The 19,741-nt window shown below is 69.3% G+C and carries 15 protein-coding genes; 10 read left to right on the top strand and 5 right to left on the bottom strand.

The features are described from left to right. The first annotated feature begins 27 nt into the window (after positions 1 to 27). Positions 28 to 1,251, top strand: coding sequence for a GNAT family N-acetyltransferase (locus F1193_RS11610; RefSeq protein WP_150097906.1), 1,224 nt, complete (start codon positions 28 to 30; stop codon positions 1,249 to 1,251). On the opposite strand, the gene F1193_RS11605 is transcribed toward F1193_RS11610, so the two are convergent. Further along, a complete protein-coding gene (locus F1193_RS11605; protein ID WP_150097904.1) occupies positions 1,238 to 3,358 on the bottom strand; it encodes a GumC family protein in 2,121 nt (706 codons plus the stop codon). The two genes, F1193_RS11610 and F1193_RS11605, sit on opposite strands and share 14 nt — an antisense overlap. Before the next feature lie 153 nt (positions 3,359 to 3,511). Here F1193_RS11605 and F1193_RS11600 point away from each other — a divergent pair, with 153 nt between their 5' ends. The 4 genes from F1193_RS11600 (at position 3,512) to F1193_RS11585 (ending at position 8,319) form a co-directional block, all read left to right on the top strand. Next, complete coding sequence (locus tag F1193_RS11600; protein ID WP_150097902.1) at positions 3,512 to 4,066, top strand: polysaccharide biosynthesis/export family protein; 555 nt, start codon at positions 3,512 to 3,514, stop codon at positions 4,064 to 4,066. A gap of 234 nt (positions 4,067 to 4,300) precedes the next feature. Then, positions 4,301 to 5,416 carry a glycosyltransferase family 4 protein gene (locus F1193_RS11595; RefSeq protein WP_150097900.1) on the top strand — a complete coding sequence of 372 codons (1,116 nt, stop codon included), beginning with the start codon at positions 4,301 to 4,303 and terminating at the stop codon, positions 5,414 to 5,416. 87 nt (positions 5,417 to 5,503) lie between these two features. Continuing rightward, entirely contained in the window at positions 5,504 to 7,045 is a 1,542-nt protein-coding gene (locus tag F1193_RS11590) for an undecaprenyl-phosphate glucose phosphotransferase (RefSeq protein WP_150097898.1), read from the top strand. An 11-nt stretch (positions 7,046 to 7,056) separates the two neighbouring features. Next, the gene (locus tag F1193_RS11585) at positions 7,057 to 8,319 is read left to right on the top strand and encodes an O-antigen ligase family protein (protein ID WP_150097897.1); all 1,263 of its coding nucleotides are present in this window, start codon (positions 7,057 to 7,059) and stop codon (positions 8,317 to 8,319) included. On the opposite strand, the gene F1193_RS11580 is transcribed toward F1193_RS11585, so the two are convergent. Further along, entirely contained in the window at positions 8,291 to 8,749 is a 459-nt protein-coding gene (locus F1193_RS11580; protein WP_150097895.1) for a hypothetical protein, read from the bottom strand. The genes F1193_RS11585 and F1193_RS11580 overlap by 29 nt on opposite strands. 140 nt (positions 8,750 to 8,889) lie before the next feature. On the opposite strand from F1193_RS11580, the gene F1193_RS11575 reads away from it, so the two are divergent. Further along, complete coding sequence (locus F1193_RS11575; RefSeq protein WP_150097893.1) at positions 8,890 to 9,249, top strand: hypothetical protein; 360 nt, start codon at positions 8,890 to 8,892, stop codon at positions 9,247 to 9,249. A gap of 74 nt (positions 9,250 to 9,323) precedes the next feature. On the opposite strand, the gene F1193_RS11570 is transcribed toward F1193_RS11575, so the two are convergent. Then, positions 9,324 to 9,755: a hypothetical protein gene (locus F1193_RS11570; protein ID WP_150097891.1), complete on the bottom strand. Its 432-nt coding sequence runs from the start codon at positions 9,753 to 9,755 to the stop codon at positions 9,324 to 9,326. A 735-nt stretch (positions 9,756 to 10,490) separates the two neighbouring features. Here F1193_RS11570 and F1193_RS11565 point away from each other — a divergent pair. Together F1193_RS11565 and F1193_RS11560 are read left to right on the top strand one after the other, a co-directional pair. Next, positions 10,491 to 11,585, top strand: a complete 1,095-nt coding sequence (locus tag F1193_RS11565) for an AI-2E family transporter (RefSeq protein WP_150097889.1) — start codon at positions 10,491 to 10,493, stop codon at positions 11,583 to 11,585. Positions 11,586 to 11,699: 114 nt separating this feature from the next. Continuing rightward, positions 11,700 to 12,299: a hypothetical protein gene (locus tag F1193_RS11560; RefSeq protein WP_150097887.1), complete on the top strand. Its 600-nt coding sequence runs from the start codon at positions 11,700 to 11,702 to the stop codon at positions 12,297 to 12,299. A gap of 529 nt (positions 12,300 to 12,828) precedes the next feature. Here F1193_RS11560 and F1193_RS11555 read toward each other — a convergent pair. Further along, positions 12,829 to 13,680, bottom strand: a complete 852-nt coding sequence (locus tag F1193_RS11555; RefSeq protein WP_150097885.1) for a hypothetical protein — start codon at positions 13,678 to 13,680, stop codon at positions 12,829 to 12,831. Beyond that, complete coding sequence (locus F1193_RS11550) at positions 13,677 to 14,150, bottom strand: hypothetical protein (protein WP_150097883.1); 474 nt, start codon at positions 14,148 to 14,150, stop codon at positions 13,677 to 13,679. Before F1193_RS11550 ends, F1193_RS11555 begins: the two co-directional genes overlap by 4 nt. Before the next feature lie 142 nt (positions 14,151 to 14,292). Between F1193_RS11550 and F1193_RS11545 the strand changes: the two genes are divergently transcribed. Both F1193_RS11545 and F1193_RS11540 read left to right on the top strand, forming a co-directional pair. Further along, complete coding sequence (locus F1193_RS11545; protein ID WP_150097881.1) at positions 14,293 to 15,480, top strand: hypothetical protein; 1,188 nt, start codon at positions 14,293 to 14,295, stop codon at positions 15,478 to 15,480. Positions 15,481 to 16,127: 647 nt separating this feature from the next. Next, the coding region (locus tag F1193_RS11540) for a COG1470 family protein (protein WP_150097879.1) at positions 16,128 to 19,741 on the top strand (3,614 nt) is incomplete at its 3' end.

Here is a 19,741-nt window from a genome sequence, read left to right as displayed (position 1 = left end):
GTTGCGCCCGCAGCCGAGGGACGCAGTTTGACTCTGAGCTTGACCGATGCCGACGCAACTCGCCGGGCGCTGACCAAGAGCGCCGCCGGCACGCAGGCCGTGGCAGAGCTGGAGGCGTTCGGCGATCTCGCCGCGGCCGAGCCGGTCTGGCGCGCGCTGGAGCGCGAGGCGGTCTTCCCCGCCTATCAGCGCTTCGACTTCCTGGCGCTGTGGCAGCGCCACATCGGGGCTGCGGCCGGAATCGCGCCGTTCATCGTGGTCGGCCGCGACGAGGCGGGCCGGCCGGCATTCCTGTTGCCGCTCGGCCGGCGGCGGGTCGGCCCGCTGGTGGTGGCCGAGCCGCTCGGCGGCAAGCACGTCAACTACAATTTCGGCCTGTGGCGCAAGGACATCGCCGAGGCGCTCGATGCCGCCGCGACCGCCGACCTCGTTGCGCGCATCGGCCGGCTCGGGCCGCGGCTCGACATCATCTCGATCGAGCGCCAGCCCGAAAGCTGGCACGACGTGCCCAACCCGCTGCGGCTGCTGCCGCACCACGCCACCCCGAGCTTCGGCTGGCGCGGGCGGCTCGCCACCGATCCTGCGGCGTATCTCGGGCGGACGATGTCCGCCGACACCCGCAACAAGTTCCACCGCAAGGCGCGCAAGCTCGCCGCCCTGCCCGGCTATCGCTATGTGACGGCGTCGAGTCCGGACGAAGCCGAGCGGCTGCTTGGCGCCCATTTCGCGCAGAAGGCGGCGCGGATGCGGGCGGCGGGCCTCACCAACGTGTTCGCCGAGCCCGGTGTCGAGGCGTTCCTGCGCGATGCCGCCCGCCATGGCGTCGAGACCGGACGGCCGCTGCTCGAATGCCACGCGCTGGTGTGCGACGACGAGGTGATCGCCGTCGTCTGCGCCCTGCGGGACGCGCGCCGCTGCTCGTGCATGCAGGTGTCGATCACCGGCTCGGAGCATGCGCGCTTCAGCCCCGGCGTGCTGCTGTTCATCCACATCGCCAGCGCCTGCTGCGAGGACGGCCTCGACTGGTTCGACCTCGGCGTCGGCGAGGCCGGCTACAAGGGCTGGTTCTGCGACGAGGCCGAGCCGCTGTTCGACAGTTGCCTGCCGGTGACCGCGGCCGGCCGGCTGATGGCTGCGGGCCGGCGCGGACTGGGGACGCTCAAGCGCCACATCAAGCGCTCGCCGCGGCTGTGGAACCTGGTGCTGGCCACCCGCCGCCGGCTGTTCGCCGCCCCGCTCACGCCGCCATGACCGGATCGCCCGATCCCGGCCCCGTGCCCGCGACGTCCGTCTCGACCACCGCGATGAGATCGGCGATGCCGGCCTCGGCAAGCTGGTCGTAGACGCCCTCGGCCTCGGCCGGCTCCCACACTTTCGGCCCGACCACCACCGCCAGCGGCAATTGCCCGACGAAGCCGGCCTTGGCCAGCGTTGCGGCCGGCGGCGCGGCCAGCACGACGTGATCATAGGTCTGCACCAGCGCCGACAGCGCCAGCGCCAAGCGCTCGGCCTTGAGCAGGTCGTCGATCTCGGCGGCTGGCCCGCCGAACGGCACGACGTGCAGGCGCGAGGTGCGGTCGCGGTGGATGACCTGGCCGAACGACGCGGTGCCACGCACCAGATTGACGACGCCCGGCGCGGTGGGATCGCGCACCAGGCTCGCGGCGGCCGCGCGCGGATCGAGCTCGATCAGCACGGTGCGCTCGCCGCGACAGGCCAGATCGCGCGCCAGCTTGGCGGCGATCGGCGTCGCCGCCACGGCTTCGGTCGCCGGCACCACTGCGACCATGCCCGGCTCGTGCGCGCCCACCAGTTCGGCCAGGCTTGGCGCCTGCGCAGGCGCCTCGGCCTCCTCGTCGAGCGGCAGGCTCTGCTGCAGGTTCAGCGCGACGGGAACGCCGCGCTCGCGCACCGCCATGTGGCGGGCCTGGCCGCTGAGCAATTCGCCGCTGGCGACGATGCCGGTCGACAGGACGAAGGTCGCCAGGGTGATCAGCAGGATCATAGGCACCTTCTTGGGGAAGGCCGGCACGTTGGAGGGCATGGCGCGCGAGATGATGCGCGCATCCGGCGGCAGGGCCGACAGCGTGTCGCGCGCCGCCGAGTCGCGATAGCGCGCCAGATAGGATTCGAGCAGGTCGCGCTCGGCCTTCGCTTCGCGCTCCAGCGCCCGCAACTGCACGTCCTGCTCGCCGGCACCGGCGACCTGCTGCTTGAGCTGGTCGAGATCGCGCGCGATCTGCGCCTGGCGGGCGTCGGCGATCCGGGCGTCGTTCTCGAACGCGCGCACCATGCGCTCGGCCTCGTCGCGGATCTGGCGGCCGAGGCCGGCGATCTGGGCCCGCAGCTCCTTGATGCGCGGGTGCTGGCTGAGCAGCGTCGAGGACTGTTCGGCCAGGAGCGCCTTGAGCGTGATGCTCTGCTCGACGAGCCGGCGGATCAGCTCGGAATTGATGATGTCGGACGCCTCGACGGGGCGGCCGGAGGCGAGCATCTCGCGGATCATCCGCGCCTTCGACTCGGCTTCCGTCTTCTGGGTGCGGGCGACGCCGAGCTGGGTGTTCAGCTCGGCGAGCTGCTGGTTGAAGAGCTGGGTGTTGTTGACCCCGACGAACAGGTCGGCGCGCGAGCGGAAGGCTTCGGCGCGGCCTTCGGCGTCGGCCACCTTCCTGCGCAGCTTCTCGATCTCGCCCTGCAGCCAGTTTGATGCCTGACGGGTGGAGTCCTGCTTGGCAAGCTGCTGGAGCGCGAGATAGGCCTCGGCCACCGCGTTGGCGACCTTGGCCGCGAGATCGGGATCGCGGGATTCGAACTCGATGGCGATCACCCGCGACTTTTCGATGGGATAGACCTTGAGCCGCTCGAAATAGGCGCGCAGCACGCGTTCCTCGGTGGCCAGCTTGTCGTCGCGGCCGAGGCCGACCAGCCGCAGAAGATTGGACACCAGCGAGCCCGCGTCGAATTCCGCCTTGTCGGCGAGATGAAGCTCGGTGACCACTTGGCGGCCGAGGTCGCGCGACAGCAGAATCTGCACCTGGCTGGTGACCGCTTCCGGATCCACCAGCGTGCGGTCGACCGCGCTGTTGCGCTCGATCTCCGGGCGGAAGAAGGCGTTCTCGCGGTTCTCGATGAGGATGCGCGACTCGGCGCGGTAGACCGGCGTCATCAGATTGACGGCGACGAAGGTGATGGCGAGCGCGACCAGGGTCGGCGCCAGAATCCACCGCCGCTTCTCCCACAGCGCGCGGCCGAGCGCCGCAAGGTCGATGTCGCCGTCGTGCTCCCGCGCGCCCGGAACCGCGGGCGCCCGAACCGGCACCAACGGTTCGAGCCCACTCACCTCGCCGACGCTACGCATCGCCTACTCCACTCAACGCAACCGAACGCTGGGGCGATTAACGTCGCTTCATGGTTGCCGGTCGGTTAATCGGCGCGGCAATTCGCTTGACGCAACGTTTCGTTAACCATGTTCGCCCGATAGAGGAGACCTGAGGCGATCGGGTTCATCGCGATGCGACTGCGTTCCACCATCCTGCTGGCCGCCATGCTGGGACTCGCCGGCTGTGCCACGCCGTCCCAGATTCCGCCGGTCGAGGCGGCGCCCGAGGCGCCCTATACGCTCGACGCCGGCGACAAGCTGCGGGTGACCGTGTTCGGCCAGGACGGGCTGACCAATTCCTACGCCGTCAACGCCTCGGGCAAGATTGCCGTGCCGCTGATCGGCCCGGTGGAGGCGCGCGGGCGCACGACCGAGAGCCTGGCGCGCGCCATCACGGCGAAGCTGCGCCAGGGCTATGTGCGCGAACCGCACGTCGCCGTCGAGGTCGAGGCCTACCGGCCGTTCTTCGTGCTGGGCGAGGTCACCGCCGCCGGCCAGTACGCCTACGTCAACGGCATGACGGTGGAGACCGCGGTGGCGATCGCCGGCGGCTTCTCGCCACGTGCCTACAAGACCTATGCCGAGGTGTCGCGCGTCGTCGACGGCCAGCTCGTGCGCACCAGCGTGCCGCTGACCTATCCGGTGCGGCCGGGCGACACCATCAACGTCATCGAACGGTGGCTGTGAGATAGGTTTCAGACACTCAACTCGGTACAGCCCACCGGCCGGGAGCCGCGCTCTCCCCTTGTGGGAGAGGGTGCCGAGCGATCCTCAGATCGCGAGGCGGGTGAGGGGTGAATCTTCCTGCATTCGCCCATCCGCACCCCTCACCCGGCGCGCCCTCGCGTTCGCTCGATCGCGCCACCCTCTCCCACAAGGGGAGAGGGAAGAAAGAAGCCAAGCTGCCCAGCCGGAATCCCTATGACATCCCTTCGCATTCTTCACGTGTTGCGGGCGCCGGTCGGCGGCCTGTTCCGCCATGTCGTCGACCTCGCCCGCGAGCAGGCGGCGCGCGGCCATGCGGTCGGCGTGGTGGCCGCCACGGCGAGCGGCGGCGTGCTGTCCGAGACGGCGCTGGCCGAACTCGAACCGCAGCTCGAACTCGGCGTCAGCCGCGTCCGCATGACCCGGCAGGTCGGGTTCGACGATATCGGCGCGGTGCGCCATGTCGGCGCGCGGGCGCGCGACACGCGCGCCGACGTGCTGCACGGCCACGGCGCCAAGGGCGGCGCCTGTGCGCGCCTTGCCGCCGCGCCCGGCGCGATCCGCGTCTACACGCCGCACGGCGGCAGCCTGCATTACGACGCGCGCTCGGCGTCGGGGCTCGTCTATCTGACGCTGGAGCGGCTGCTGGCGCGGCGCACCGACCTGTTCCTGTTCGAAAGCGCCTATGGCCGCGACACCTATGCCCGCAAGATCGCCCGCCCCACGGCCGAGGCGCGCGTGGTGCACAACGGCCTGCACCCGGAGGAGTTCGAGCCGGTGGCGCCGCGGCCGGATGCCACAGACATGGTGTTCGTCGGCGAGCTTCGCCGCCTCAAGGGCGTCGACGTGCTGATCGAGGCGATGGCCCGGCTGCGGATCGCAGGCTTCCAGCTCACCGCCACCATCGTCGGCGGCGGGCCGGACGCGCGCTATTTCCGCGATCTCGTCGAGGCGCGCGACCTGCTCGATCGCGTGCGCTTCACCGGGCCCCTGCCCGCCCGCGAGGCCTTCGCGCTCGGCCATCTCCTGTGCGTGCCCTCGCTGGCGGAGTCGCTGCCCTATGTGGTGCTGGAGGCCGCCGCCGCCGGTATTCCGATGGTGGCGAGCCGGGTCGGCGGCATGGCGGAGATCTTCGGCGCGGCGGCCGAGAGGCTGGTTGAGCCCGGCGACATCGCCGCGCTGATGGCCGCTCTGCGCAGCGCCATCGCCATGCCGGACGAGGCTGCAACCGCCACACTTCGCGCGCGGGTGCGCGATCTCTTCAGCGTTGCGGCGATGGCCGATGGCGTGCTCGACGCTTACCGAACGGTTATACCCACACACGGAAATTAAGCCTTCCGTGAAGGTTCTGGCCTAGCCTCGCTCCGCAAAAGAACAGGGTGCGCAATCTCGCGCGCGCATCCTTCGGAGCGTATCGGTATGCTCGATGCAAATCTGCGCGGTGAGCCGGAGAACTGCCCGGTCGCGCCCTCCTCGCCGGCCGCCTCCACGCCGGCCGCGAAGCCTCGCCTCACCGCCGTCGCCCGCCGGCTTGCGGCCGAGCCGATCGCCGCGGCTGTCTCGCCGATCGTGCTGGCCGGCTTCGTGCGGCTGGTCGAGTTCACCGCCATCGCGCTGCTGGGCGCGGCGATCTACCTCGCCTATGTGGTGCCGAACGACGGCTTCGCCGCCTATTATCCGGTTGCCATCCTGACGCTGACGGGGGCGGCCGTGCTCGCCTTCCAGGCGGTCGACATCTATCACGTGCAGGCCTTCCGCTCGGTGTCGGCGCAGTTCTCGCGGCTGGCGGCGGCCTGGACGCTCGTGTTCCTGGTCGCCTTCGCCGTGGCATTCTTCGCGCGCATCGAGGATGCCTTCTCGCGCGTGTGGATCGGCAGCTGGTACGTCAGCGGCCTGATGACGCTGCTCGCGCTGCGCATCGGCCTTGCCAGCCTGGTGCGAACCTGGACCCAGGAGGGCCGGCTGGTGCGCCGCACCGTCATCGTCGGCGGCGGCGAGGCCGGCGAGAAGCTGATCAAGTCGCTGGAGGCGCAGCCCGACAGCGACCTCGACATCGTCGGCGTGTTCGACGACCGCAGCGACCGCCGCTCGCCGGGCCAGGTCGGCGACAAGTTGAAGCTCGGCAGCGTGGCCGACCTCGTCGAGTTCGCCCGCCGCACCCGCATCGACCTCGTGGTGTTCTCGCTGCCGGTCTCCGCCGAGACCCGCATCCTGGACATGCTGAAGAAGCTATGGGTGCTGCCGGTCGACATCCGGCTGTCGGCGCACTCGGCGAAGCTCCGCTTCCGGCCGCGCGCCTACTCCTACATCGGCAACGTGCCGACGCTCGACGTGTTCGACCGGCCGCTGGCCGATTGGGACGTGGTGATGAAGTGGCTGTTCGACAAGATCGTCGGCAGCCTCGCGCTTCTCGCACTGTCGCCGGTGATGCTGCTGGTGGCGATCGCCGTGAAGCTCGACTCGCCGGGGCCGGTGCTGTTCCGCCAGAAGCGCTACGGCTTCAACAACGAGCTGATCGAGGTGTTCAAGTTCCGCTCGATGTACACCGACACCTGCGACGCCACCGCCGCCAGGCTGGTCACCAAGGGCGACCCGCGGGTGACGCGCGTCGGCCGCATCCTGCGCAAGACCTCGCTCGACGAGCTGCCGCAGCTCTTCAACGTGGTGTTCGCCGGCAACCTGTCGCTGGTCGGGCCGCGGCCGCACGCCGTGCACGCCAAGGCCGAGAACCGGCTCTATGACGAGGCGGTGGACGGCTATTTCGCCCGCCATCGCGTCAAGCCCGGCATCACCGGCTGGGCGCAGATCAATGGCTGGCGCGGCGAGACCGACACCGAGGAGAAGCTCCAGCGCCGCGTCGAGCACGATCTCTATTACATCGAGAACTGGTCGGTGCTGTTCGACCTGGCGATCCTGCTCAAGACGCCGTTCGCGCTGTTCAAGACCGAAAACGCCTATTGAGCGGGCGGGCCGTGAGCATCTGCGCCGACGCTCTCCCGTCCATCGCCGCGCCGCGGCGGCGCGAGCGCGTGCGGCCCTTCCTGCTGCTGCTCGCCGGCCTTGCCGGGGCGTTCGTGTTCATCGAGCCCTCGCCCTACGAGATCGTCTCGCTTGTGACGTTCACGGCGTTCGTCGCGGCGGGCCTCACCCTCAACGCGGCCTACATCCCGCTGCTGCTGCTCGTCATCGTCTACAATGTCGGGTTCACGCTCTCGCTGCTGCAGGTGCTCGGCGAAGACAAGACCGGCATGTGGGTGGCGGTGTCGTGGTATCTCGGCGTAACCGCCATCGGCTTCGCGCTGGTGATGGCCGAGGAGACGTCGCGGCGGCTGCGCTTCCTGCTGGCGGGGGTGATGATCGGCGCGGTGATCGCCGCCGCCTGCGGCATCGCCGGCTATTTCGGCGTGCTCGCCGATCTCTTCACGCGCTATGGCCGCGCCCGCGGCACGTTCAACGATCCCAACGTGTTCGGGCCGTTCCTGGTGCTGCCGGCGGTGCTGTGCGTGCAGCGCAGCCTCGCCGGCAATCTCGGCACCATCGTGCGCAACGTCGCGGTGCTGGCGGTGCTGCTGCTGGGGCTGGTCCTCAGCTTCTCGCGCGGCTCCTGGTTCATGTTCGCAGCCTCCGCGACGATCGCGGTGCTGCTGTCGCTCGTCACCGCCCGCGCGACGGCTGAGCGCGCGCGGATCATTCTGCTGGCGGGGATCGGCGTGGTGTTCGTCGGCGCGCTGGTGGTGGCGGCGCTGTCGGTCGATGAGGTGGGCACGCTGTTCCGCGAGCGCGCCTCGCTGACCCAGAGCTACGATTCCGGCCCGCTCGGCCGGTTCGGGCGGCACATTCTCGGCGCGCTGCTGGCGCTCGACCATCCGCTCGGCATCGGGCCGCGCCAGTTCCATCTCTATTTCGTCGAGGATCCCCACAACGTCTATCTCAACGCCTTCCTGTCGGGCGGCTGGATCTCGGGGCTGGCCTATGCGCTGCTGGTGCTGATCACCACAGGCTTCGGCTTTGCGACGGTGCTGCGGCCGACGCCGTGGCAGGGCGCCTACATCGCCATCTACAGCACCTTCCTCGGCATGGCGATGCTCGGCTTCGTGATCGATTCCGACCACTGGCGACTGTTCTGGATGCTGCTCGGGCTGGTCTGGGGCCTGACGATCGCAACGCGGGCGCAGGCGCCGCCGCCGCCGCCGAGCGGAAACCGTCTCACTCCGGCTTCAGGTGCAGGTCGCTGAAGCGGACCGAGGCGGCGTCGCGGAACACCGCCTTGGTGATGTCCTTGGCATCGCCATCGACCACGGTGGCGATCACCTTGCCCTTGGCGTTCAGGAACTCGATGGCGCCCTCGATGACGACGGTGCGGGCGCCGATCTCGCACTCGAAGGGCAACACCCGCTCGCCGCCGAGATGCCGCCACTGATTGCCCAGCCGGGTCGCATCGCACACCAGCTCGGCCGGATCGACGTTCTCCTGCGCCACCATCGCCGCCAACTGCTCGGCCAGCACGGGCACGGCGCGGGCGTGCTCCAGGACGTCCGAGAACGGCAGCGAGCCGCCGGCCAGCGCGCCCGCCGCGCTGAAAAGCCAGCCGCCAAGCGCAATCGCCGCGATGCGCAGCCGCCGACGTGCGCACGCCTCGCCTCCCCGCACTCCAGTCCGGTGCATCTGGCAACCTTTCGCGGTCCCGCGCCCAGGTTGGGCCAATGATCGGCGTTTTGATCAAAGTTTAGAGGTCGGCACAACCGAATTTTCGGGTGTTTCCGTTATGTAAGCTGCACGAGCGTCGGAAACGGGAGCCTGCCCCAATGCCCCAGTTGTGGTTGACCTACGAGGAACTTGCCGCCTTCACCAACCAGACCGCGGAGAAGGCGCGCGAGGGCGTCATCGCCGCCGCCTGGGACCGCCGGCGCTGCCATGACGGGATGACCCGCGTGAAGCTGCCGCTGGCGTTCATGGCCGATTGCATCTGCCTGATGGCCGAGCGGCTGCAGCGCAGCGGCAGCGAATTTCCGCAGGCCGGCTCGCAGGCCGCCCGCATGGAATGGCTCGGCCGCCGCCTGAGCGAATCCGGAATCACGGTCAGCATCGCCGATGCGCCCGACACCGCCGAGCCGCAGCCCACCTGCCGGCCCGCCACCCAGGCGGACTCGCGCCAAGCGGCCTGATACCAACGGCCCCAAACGCTGACGCGGGGCCATTCAGCCTCGCGGTTGGACTTTGCGAAATTCAAGGAAACGGATCATACGGTTTCCGGCCGATTTGGCCGGAAACCGTATGACACTAACGGCCCTAAACGCTGACGCGTGAGGCCGTGAATCTTGCGAATTTCCTTTAAGGAAATCAACGATTTCGCGAAAATTCGCAAGTTGAACCAACGGTCGGCTACCGCCGACGTTGGTATTATTCGCTGAACGAGCGCAGCCTGACCGTCCAGCAGGCCGCGAAGGCGGCGCAGCTTGGCGCCGCCGCCGTTCAGCGCATCCGCGATGCCTAGCTGTACAGGATCGCCGCCCAGATGGCCGGCAGGCCAAGAATTGTGAAATTGATCCAGAGATAGGAGTCGGTGATGCTCGGCGTAATCGATCCATCCGGGTTGACGTAGGCTGAAGCAATCGTCGACGTGAGGAGCAGAGTGGCTGCCCCGATTGCAGCTGCTTTCTTCATATTCCACACTCCATTGAGAGATTGTTCTACCCGTGTTGCCGCTTCGAACGAAAGAGCGTCCCTTCACGCGCGCTCTGCTTATTTATACGTAGTCGCGTTCACCCGGATTGCACCAATGGATAACAGACGCGTGAAACCGCTTGTGGTCTGGCTGCGCCGGGGGTGCGGTTGACGCCGGAGCCGCCGTGCCGAAGCAAAGACGTGATGCGCCCGAAGATCCGGGACCGGACCCCGCAAATGGGGACGAGCGGGCGGCTTTCCTCTGTCCGGCAGAATGGCGGCGATGATCGAGGTGGTGCGGACATCGAGGATGTCGCGAAAATCCGCGACCGGACCCAGCGGTCCGCGCACGCTGCCGTCGTTAGCGCGTCCGCTGGCAAGTTCGAACCAAGCGGACGCTTCTCAAGTCCTTGGGTTGTCGCATTCTCTTTCGCAAAACCGGTTCCCACTGTTGCGGAGAATGCCCCGGAGGACATCCGGTCCGGTCCGCGGATGGCTCCTCCCGACGCCAGGGAACCGGAATCACAGCCATTTCATGCTAGAGTTGATCGCGTCGTTGTCGGCTCTCTCGAACTTCCCTAGTCTGCGCAGGCACCTTGTCCGGAAGCCTTGAGGGACGGCGGCGGGGCGGACGCATTTTTGCAAGACCGGACGGCTTGCGACAGGAAATGCGCCGGACCATTCATTCGGGGCATCCGACCCGGCCTCGTCGGGCCGGCGGAGGTCGGGACGGGCATCGCGCATGGTCCAGAAGCACGCATGGCTGGCGCTCCTTGCCGTTGTGGTGGTGTCCGCGACGGTGCTGCGCGAGGCCCTGCTGCCCTTCGTGGCCGGGGCCGCGGTCGCCTATGTGCTGAACCCGCTGGTGATCCGCCTGGAACGGCTCGGCGTGAGCCGGCTCGGCGCCGCGCTCGGCATCTTCGCGGTCATCGGCGTCGTGCTGATCGGGCTCGTCGTCGTTGCCGGCCCGATCGTCATCAAGGAGCTCAGCTATCTGGTCGAGCGGGCGCCGGCCTACTTCCGCCAGCTGCAGGAGTTCACGGCCGGCAGTCCGGACCGGCCGTGGCTGGCGCGGGTGTTCGGCGACGGCATGGGGCAGGCCGAGAAGGCGTTCTCGGAATTGTCCTCGGCGGCGGTGAGCTCGGCCGAGAGCTTCCTCAGCTCCGCCTGGTCGGGCGGCGAGGAGCTGATCTCGGTGCTGTCGGTGCTGATCGTCGTGCCGATCGTCGCGGCCTACTTCATCAAGGACTGGGATCGGATCACCACCTTCCTCGACCGTTGCGTGCCGGACGCCCACAAGGACACCGTGCATGCGCTGGCCGGCGAGATCAACGACAAGATCAGCGGCTTCATGGTCGGACAGGCGACGCTGTGCCTCGTGCTCGCGGTCTTCTATGCGGTCGCGCTGAGCCTGATCGGCCTGAACCACGCCCTGATCATCGGCATCGCCACCGGCCTCCTCAGCTTCGTTCCCTATCTGGGATTTCTCACCGGGCTCGTCGTCGCCACCCTCATCGCCCTGGCCCAGTCTTGGCCGAGCTGGCTGCTGGTTCTCCAGGTTCCCGCCGTCTTCCTGGTCGGCCAGACCATCGCCGACTACGTGCTGTCGCCCTATCTGCTCGGGCGCCGGGTGGAATTGGGGCCGGTGTGGGTGATGTTCTCGCTGTTCGCGTTCGGCAAGCTGTTCGGGCTGTTCGGCCTCGTGGTCGCGGTGCCGCTGGCGGCGGCGATCGGCGTCATCTTCCGGTTCCTGACGAAGATGTATCTCGACCGCCCCAAGCCCGAGGAGTCGGAGCCGCAGCGCGCCCCCGCGCCGGACATCATTACGACGGCCTAGGGTGCTCCAGGCAATGTGCAAAGGCTTCCGGAACGCGATTCAACACAAGCAATTCCGCCGGTTCGGCGGCATGATCGAACGCGAATTCGGGCAACCCCGCCTGCTGCGGGCGACGTGAAGAACCATGTCTCGGCCGAACGAAGGGACCGGATTATGACGAACTGGAATGCAGACGATGCTGTCGCCGACGCCGCGCCTTCCTTCGGGCGGCGGCTGATCTTCCGCGAGCTGCCGTATCTGGCGGTGCTGGCGCTGTCGATCTTCGGCGCGGCCTACACCAGCTTCTCCGGCACGCCGCTGCGCGGCTACTGGATCGCGCTGGGGCCGATCATTGGTCTGATGTGCATCCTGTCGCAATGGCGGGCGGCGGGAGACCGGAAGGGCCGGCTGCGGCTGATCTGGACCCAAGTTCTGCACTGGGCCGCCGTCCTGGGGGCCATCGAGCTGCTGTCGATCGCCGACGTCTCCGACATGATGAGCGCGGATGCCACAGCGCTGTCGACCCTGACCATTCTGGCGCTCGGCACTTTCACCGCCGGCATCCATATCGCGTCGTGGCATGTCGCGCTGGTGGGGATCGTGCTCGCGCTCACCGTCCCGGGCATCGCCTGGCTGGAGGAGTCGGCGCTGCTGATGCTGCTCGGCGCCGTCGCCGTGGTCGGCCTGGTCGCGCCCTTCGTCATCCACAAGATGCGCAGGAAGCAGGATTTGTGACCGGCCTTCGGCGGCCGGGCGCGGGCGGCGCTCCCCGTTCTCGCCACGTCGTGGCCGGGCGCCGGCCCGGTCACGGTCGTCCTTGCGGCAGCATGCGGAAACCGCATCAGCGTGACAAGAATGCGACTCCTTCCTTTTTCCCCATAACTCAATTACTTAAAAAATTTTGCGGCTAGCATCGGCGACTGGAGCGTCCGCCGATCTCGTTGAACCAGGCGGACGCTCCAAGTTATCGAGTTGTCGCATTCTCTTCCGCAAAACCGGTTCCCACTTTTGCGAAGAATGCCCTGAGCTCGCCGTTCGTACTGATTCCGTACCGACTCTTATTATTCCCCTGCGCAAATTCCTTCGCAGGTGACAACGAATCCTTGGACATCCGCCGACTTCCACCGTGTCACGTCGGCCCGACAAGAAATGCCATCGCGCATTTCGGGTGGTTCCGGAAAATTCAGGTCGCTATCGCACTATTGCAGGAATTTCTCGCGATCAGACCTTGAAAACGCAGGCGGATCTGCCGCCGGAAGCCGGCTCACTCGATCTGCGGCAGCATCTCCACCAGCCGCTCGCTGGTGCGCGCCGCCTCGACGTCCGACCCGGTGGCCGCGATACGGAACAGATAGAGCGCCGCGCCGCGCAGCCACGCGACGTGCTCGGTGGTGGCGGTCCTGCCGCCCTTGCGACAGCGCGTGCGGGCGCTGGCGACGCGCTCGCCGCGGCTGCCGGCGCCGACCTCGAAGCGGCCGCCTTGGTCCGCGCAGGCCGCCCGCTCGGCCTCGGCGGCGCCGTCGGCCAGGGCGGCGGGCGAGGTGCCGGGCTCGGCGTCGAAGATGTCGAGCCGGCCTTCGGAGGCGCGGCCCCGCCAGGCCAGCGGAGAGGCGGTGGCCACGCTCAGCATCTCGGTGAGCTGCAGGCCGGCGAACGCCTCCTCGGCGAACAGCTGGTGCATCAGCGAAAACGCCGCTACGCGGTCGGCGCAGCGGGCGTCGTCGGCATCGGCGTCGAGACAGCGCGGCATCAACGTCGCGGGGTCGACGTCGAACACCCGCCAGCGCCCCAGCCGGGTGGCGAGCATGGAGAAATAGGGCTCCCCGCCGGCGAAGGCATGGAAATAGACCAGCTCGGCCGTCGGGCACTCCTTGGGGTGGCCGACTGCGGCGCGGATGCGCCCCACCATCTGCTGCACCGCCTGCATGTCGTCATAGGCGGCGGCGGTGTCGGCGGCGAGGTCGATGCTGACGGTCGGGCCGCACCACGCCGCCTCGCCGCGGCCGGCGAAGGTGATGCCCAGGGTCTCGGAGCGGCCGGAGATCGGCTGCTGGGCCAGCGCCGCGTCCGCCCACACCGTGGCGACGAGGGCGAGCGCGCCCGCACGCAGCCTCACACCGACCATCCGTTGGGTCCGCGGCAGCCGGTGACGCGGTCCTTCACAACCCGGCCGTCCTTGGTCACCACTTCCTGCTCGACGGTGCGACAGGTCTGGCCCTCGGCGTTGCGGGCGGTCTTGGCGACGCGGGTGCGGACCTTCGCGCCAGTCTTGCGGCTGGTGTACTGCTTGCCGCTGTTCGATTCCATCGAGGCGCGGGTCATTCGCGCCAACTGCCGGCGGTCCTCCTCGTCCAGCGCGGCGCCGATGCGGCTGCCGATGAACGAGCCGATCATGGCGCCCGCCACCGCCGAGCCAACCCGGGCTGCCGCGTTGCCGCCGATAAAGGAGCCCACGGCGCCGCCGATGAGGGCGCCGCCGATGGCGCCGCCCTGCTCCTTCGACCCCATCTGCGCCGACGCCCCGCCCGCCGAAACCGCCAGCACCATCGCCACGGTCCCCGCCGCCACACGCTGCCGCATTGCCATCGCTTTCTCCCCCTGATGACGGCGAGGCCGAATTCAACCAAGCTTGCAGCCTAGCCACGCGCCGGGACAGTATCGCATCCTCAAGCTTGCGAAAATCGGGATCTCGCTGTCGATCCCGGCGCGTCAACCTACGGAATCCGCCATGCGCTCCAGCGTTCTTGCAGCCGGCGTCCTCGCTGCGCTCGTCCTGCCCAGCCACGCCAAAGAGCCCGCCAAGCCGGCACCCGAGTCGGTCCGCTATTTCACGTTCGATGATGGCCTGTTCGGCGACGAACTGGTCGACGCCTTCCTGAAGGAAACGCGCCAGGGCGGCCGCGTCGTGTCGGCCGAGCTGGACGTGTGCTACGCCCTCGGGCCGAACAGCCCGCGCAAGGATCGCTTCGTCGTCGCCCTCAAGCCGGAGGGCGCCAAGCTGACCGGCACCGGCCAGACCTCCGAGCAGCGCCTGCCGGTGGCGGTGAGCCTGACCCGCAAAGCCACCGGCAAGACCTTCTCGTTCCAGGGCACCCTCACACGCGGCGATGCCGCGATCGAGGTCGATGCCGCCGACCTCACCGAGCAGACCGAGGAGCAGTTCGCCGAATCGCTTCCCGTGGAGGAGACGATCGAGCCGGCGCCCGCCGTGTTCGGAACCCTCTCGCCCTTCGCCCTCGGGGTGAAGGTGACGCGCGCCGGCCTGCCCGGCGTGCTGCAGGCGCTGCGGAGCGAGCAGGTGCGGGTGTCGCTGCCCACGCTGGTCGACTCCTGCCGGGCGCTGCGCACCGGCGAACAGGTGCTGCAACTGCGCCTGGCGGCCGAGCGCGCGCCCGACGTGCTCGCCAAGGTGCGTGCCCTGCCCGGCGTCGCTGCCGCGGGCTGGACCAGCGCCGACGCCGTGGAGTGGGCGGTGCGCTTCCCCACGGACGCCTGGCGCAAGGGCGCCGCGCTCGACCGCGAACGGCTCGCCGAGCGGCTGGGCGAGGTGGCCTCCGGCATCGTCGGCGCCAGGAGCCGCGCCGCCGCCTGGGACCCGACGACGGGTGAGCTGAAACTGGTCCTGAAGCGCGCCAGCGAGGTGGTGCCCAGCCTGGGGCTGACCGATGTCATCGAGCTGCAGATCGCCCTCGGGCCGGAGACGCCGGGCGCAGGCGACCAGGCCCTCCTGTGGCTGCAGGGCGCCAGCACCACCACCGTCGACGAGGGGTCCGGCCCGCACCTCACCTTCGTCGGCGGCGATGACGAGGGCGACAACAGCGCGCTGCCCCAGGTCGACACCGAGTCGCTGCTCGACGCCTTCGCCGGCGCGCTCGGCGGCCAGCGCTGGGACACCGAGGACGGCAGCTGGAAGTGACGGCGCCTGGAAATGACGGCGCCTGGAAGTGACGGCGCCGCCGGTCCGCATCGCCCTCTCGAAGGGCGTCGCGCCCGCGCCGGGGTCGGCCGGACCTGCCGGCACGCCGGCAGGCGTCTTGGTGGGCGGACGGGGGACAACCTGCAGGCGTGCATGACCGGCGCCGCCGCGTGCGTGTTTTGCGGGGTTGGGACGATGCAGGGGCACGGAATCTACGGTCCTGGACCGCCGGTCCCGCAAAAACGAATGCATCCGACGCGCCGATCCCTGCGCCTCTTCACGCGCCTGCGAACCCTTCACGGACGACTGTCTCGTCTCATCAATCGCGCATGCAACCGCAAGGGTTGCAGGCCCAGGGGTGCAAGGACAAGCTGCTAACCAAGATCTTGGCTTGCCAGATGGAATTAGACAATTGTTTTGCGATGAACTTGCCTGCAATGCTATTTTATTCAAATCCGGTCGCGATGCCGGTGATTTGCTGAGCGGGGCGCAAGGATTGCGGGCGAGCGCACAGGCATTGACCCCCCCGGGCGAAGCGGTCTGATCTGCGCCTGATACCGCAAGGGCAGCCCCATCTCGGCGAGGGGGCGACGATGTTTTTTTCAAGTTCGAGGCCTTTGCCGCGCGCGTGGCCGATCTCGGTCCGCTTGCCGGCGCGTTCGCTTGCCAGTCGTCCGCCCCTTCCGGCCGTGCTGCCGTCGCGCCGGCGGCCCTGGCGGGCGCTGGCCGTCGCCGCCGCCCTCCTCGGCGCCGCGCCGCTGCCGGCCGTGGCGCAGGGACAGGGCCTTGCCCCCGGCGAGGCCTTCGTCACCCGGTTTTCAGGCACCACGACCGTCCGCGGCCCGAACGACCAGCCCATCCTGATCCTGGACCCTGCCGGCACGGTCGGCAGCATCCTCGACCTGCGGGCGCCTGGCCAGCCACCGACCGGCACGCACTGGATCAACGAGCCGCAGCGGGGCCCGGTCAGCGCGGCCGAAGTCGGACAGGTGTTCGGCGTGGCGCTGGACGATGCGACGCCGCCGAACATCTACCTCACGGCGACGGCCGCCTTCGGCCTGCACCGCGACGGCGCCACCGGCCAGTGGATGGCCGGCATGTGGGGGCCGGGCGGCGGGCCTGGGACCATCTACCGGCTCGACGCCGCCGACGGCTACCGGCCTTCCATCTTTGCCCATGTCACGCTGAACGGCCGACTGAACACCGCCGCGGGCCTCGGCAACATCGCCTTCGACAAGGCCAGCCGCCAGCTCCTGGTCTCCGACCTCGAAACCGGCATGATCCACCGCATCCGCGTGTCTGATGGCGCCGATCTCGGCAGCTACGACCATGGCACCCAGGGCCGGGCACGCTTCCTCGACGTCGCCAGCGGCCAGACGCGCAGCCTTCAGCCGATCGCGTTCGATCCGGCCTCGACGGCGCGCTTCAGCGACTGCGGCGCCGCCGGCTTCGACCGGTCCCCCGAGTGCTGGAACCTCGCCGCGTCCGGTCGGCGCATCTGGGGCCTGGGAGTGCGGCGCGATGCGGCGCGCAGCGAGAGCCGGCTCTATTACGCGGTGTGGAGCAGCCCGGCCTTCGGCAATAGCGCCTGGGGGCAGCTGCCCGAGGACGAGAAGCGCAACGCCGTGTGGTCGGTGCGGCTCGGGCCCGATGGCGCGTTCGACACCGCCGACGTGCGGCGCGAATTCCTTCTGCCGGACTTTTTCTCCAAGCCGGCCGACATCGCCCGTGCCGGCTTCAGCCAGCCGGTGAGCGACATCACCTTCCCCGACTGTGGCGAGCAGGCGGTGATGCTGCTGGCCGAGCGGGGCGGCCTGCGCAATCTCGGGCTCGGCGCGGAGGCGGCGTTCGCCACCCCGCACGAGGCGCGGGCGCTGCGCTACGTGCTCGATCCGGCCCAGGGCTGGCAGCTCGGCGGGCGCTATGACGTCGGCCATTACGATCGCCGCGCCGAAGGCCAGCCGTATTTGCGGGCCAACTGCGCCGGCGGCATCGCCTTCGGCTATGGCTACACGCCGGTGCTGTGGACCCTCGACCCTGCCCGGCCCAACATGACAGTCTGGACAAGCGGCGATACGCTGTGCTCGCCCAAGGCGCCGTGTCCCGGGCCGGACGGCTCGCAGGTTCACGGCATCCAGGGCACGCCGGCCAGCGCGGTCGAGGAGACGATGCCGCCCGGCGCGGCAAGGCCCTATCCGCCCGACGGCCCGCCCTACCCGCCGACGGGCCTGCTGCAGTCCTACCTCATCGACACCGACATCAATGTCGGTGTCGATGGCGAGGTCGACACCGCAGGCCTCGCCCGCAACGATGCCACCCGCATCGGCGACATCGCCATCTACCAGCCCTGCGACGCGCCCCCGCCGCCAAAGAAGCCGGCGCAGTTGCCGCCGCGCCGCCCCCCGCCGCTCCCCGGCCAGCCTAGCCTTGTACCTAGCAAAATTCAGGCCGCCCTTTGCCAGCCGGGCGGCCCGTGCAGCTTCACGCTCACGCTGACCAATCCCGGCCCCGGCGTGTGGACCGGCATACCGCGGCTGACCGACACGCTGCCGCCCGGCGCGATCCCGATCGACGCCTCGCCGCCTTGGGCGTGCGTGCCGACCGACAACCAGATCATCTGCGAATATCCGCCGGCGACACTCAACCCCGGCGAGTCGGTCACGCTGATCACGACGATCCAGCTGCCGCCGGACCTGCCACCCGGCAGCGTCAACTGCATCGACGACGTCTGCATTCCGATCGACACCGCGCCGCCGGACCAGCCGCCACTGACGCCGTCCAAGGCGCAGCAGGCCATCTGCCAGCCCGGCGGGCAGTGCGTGTTCGACCTCGCTTTGACCAACGACACCGGCCAGGTGTGGACCGGCATCCCGCGCCTGACCGACACGCTGCCGCCCGGCGCAATCCCGATCGACGCCTCGCCGCCCTGGGCGTGCGTGCCCACCGGCAACCAGATCGTCTGCGAATACCCGCCGGTGACGCTCAATCCCGGCGAGTCGGTGACGCTGACCACGACGATCCAGCTGCCGCCGGACCTGCCACCCGGCAGCGTCAACTGCATCGACGACGTCTGCATCCCGATCGACACCACGCCGCCGGACCAGCCGCCGGTCAATCAGCCGCCGCTGACGCCCTCCAAGACCCAGCAGGCGCCGTGCCAGCCCGGCGGGCAATGCGCCTTCGACCTGACGCTGACCAACAATACCGGCCAGCTGTGGACCGGCACGCCGCGCTTCACCGACACCCTGCCGCCGGGAGCAACCGCGGTCGCCGCCTCGGCGCCGTGGAACTGTGCGCCCAATGGCACCCAGGTGGCGTGCGAATACCCGCCGGTGACGCTCAATCCCGGCGAGTCGGTCACGGTGACGATGACCGTGCAATTGCCGCCAGACCTGCCAGCCGGCAGCGTCAACTGCATCGACACGGTCTGCATCCCGATCGACATTCGGCCACCGGACCAACCGCCGCCTGTGCAGCCGCCGGTGGACCAGCCGCCGCAGACCACCAGGCCCGGCAAGTGCGACGACGTGATCAGCGCCGGCGGCGACAAGCCGGAGGCGATCGAACTCGACCTCGCCGGACGCCAGGGCAACGCGAGCTTCCATTGGGAGAATTTCGACATCAAGGACCAGATGCGCGTCTTCATCGACGGCCGGCTGGTCCATGACACCACGTGTACCGGGGGCGGCGGCGACATGCCGTTCCAGGTGCCGCCCGGGGCGCAGAAGGTGCGGGTCGAGGTTATCCCGAACTGTGCCGGCACCACCGGCACCGCCTGGAACTTCAAGGTGACGTGCCCGCCGCAGCAGCAGGCTCCGGCGCCCGTCATGCCGCTGGTGTCGCCGACGCGGCCGCCGGTGCGGGTCTCCCCCCCGGTCTATGTGGCACCTCCGGTCTATGTGCCACCGCCGGTCTACGTGCCGCCCCCGGTCTACGTGCCGCCGGTCTATGTACCGCCGGTCTACGTGCCGCCGGTCAACGTGCTGCCGCCGAAGCCGCCCTGCTATGGGCACCACTGCCCTGGCGGCGTCCGGCCGCCGATCCATGGTGTTCGCCCGCCAGTCCATGGCGTTCGGCCGCCGGTCCATGGCGTGCTGCCGCCGAGCCAAGGCGTTCGGCCGCCGTGCGTCGGCCCGCACTGCCCAGGCGGCGTGCGTACGCCGATCCATGGTGTTCGCCCGCCAGTCCATGGCGTTCGGCCGCCGGTCCATGGCGTGCTGCCGCCAAGCCAAGGCGTTCGGCCGCCGTGCGTCGGCCCGCA

The organism is Blastochloris sulfoviridis, from assembly GCF_008630065.1.
Classification (GTDB): domain Bacteria; phylum Pseudomonadota; class Alphaproteobacteria; order Rhizobiales; family Xanthobacteraceae; genus Blastochloris; species Blastochloris sulfoviridis.
The sequence above is the reverse complement of the archived record's forward strand: the minus strand, read 5'-3'. Positions and strand labels throughout refer to the sequence as shown.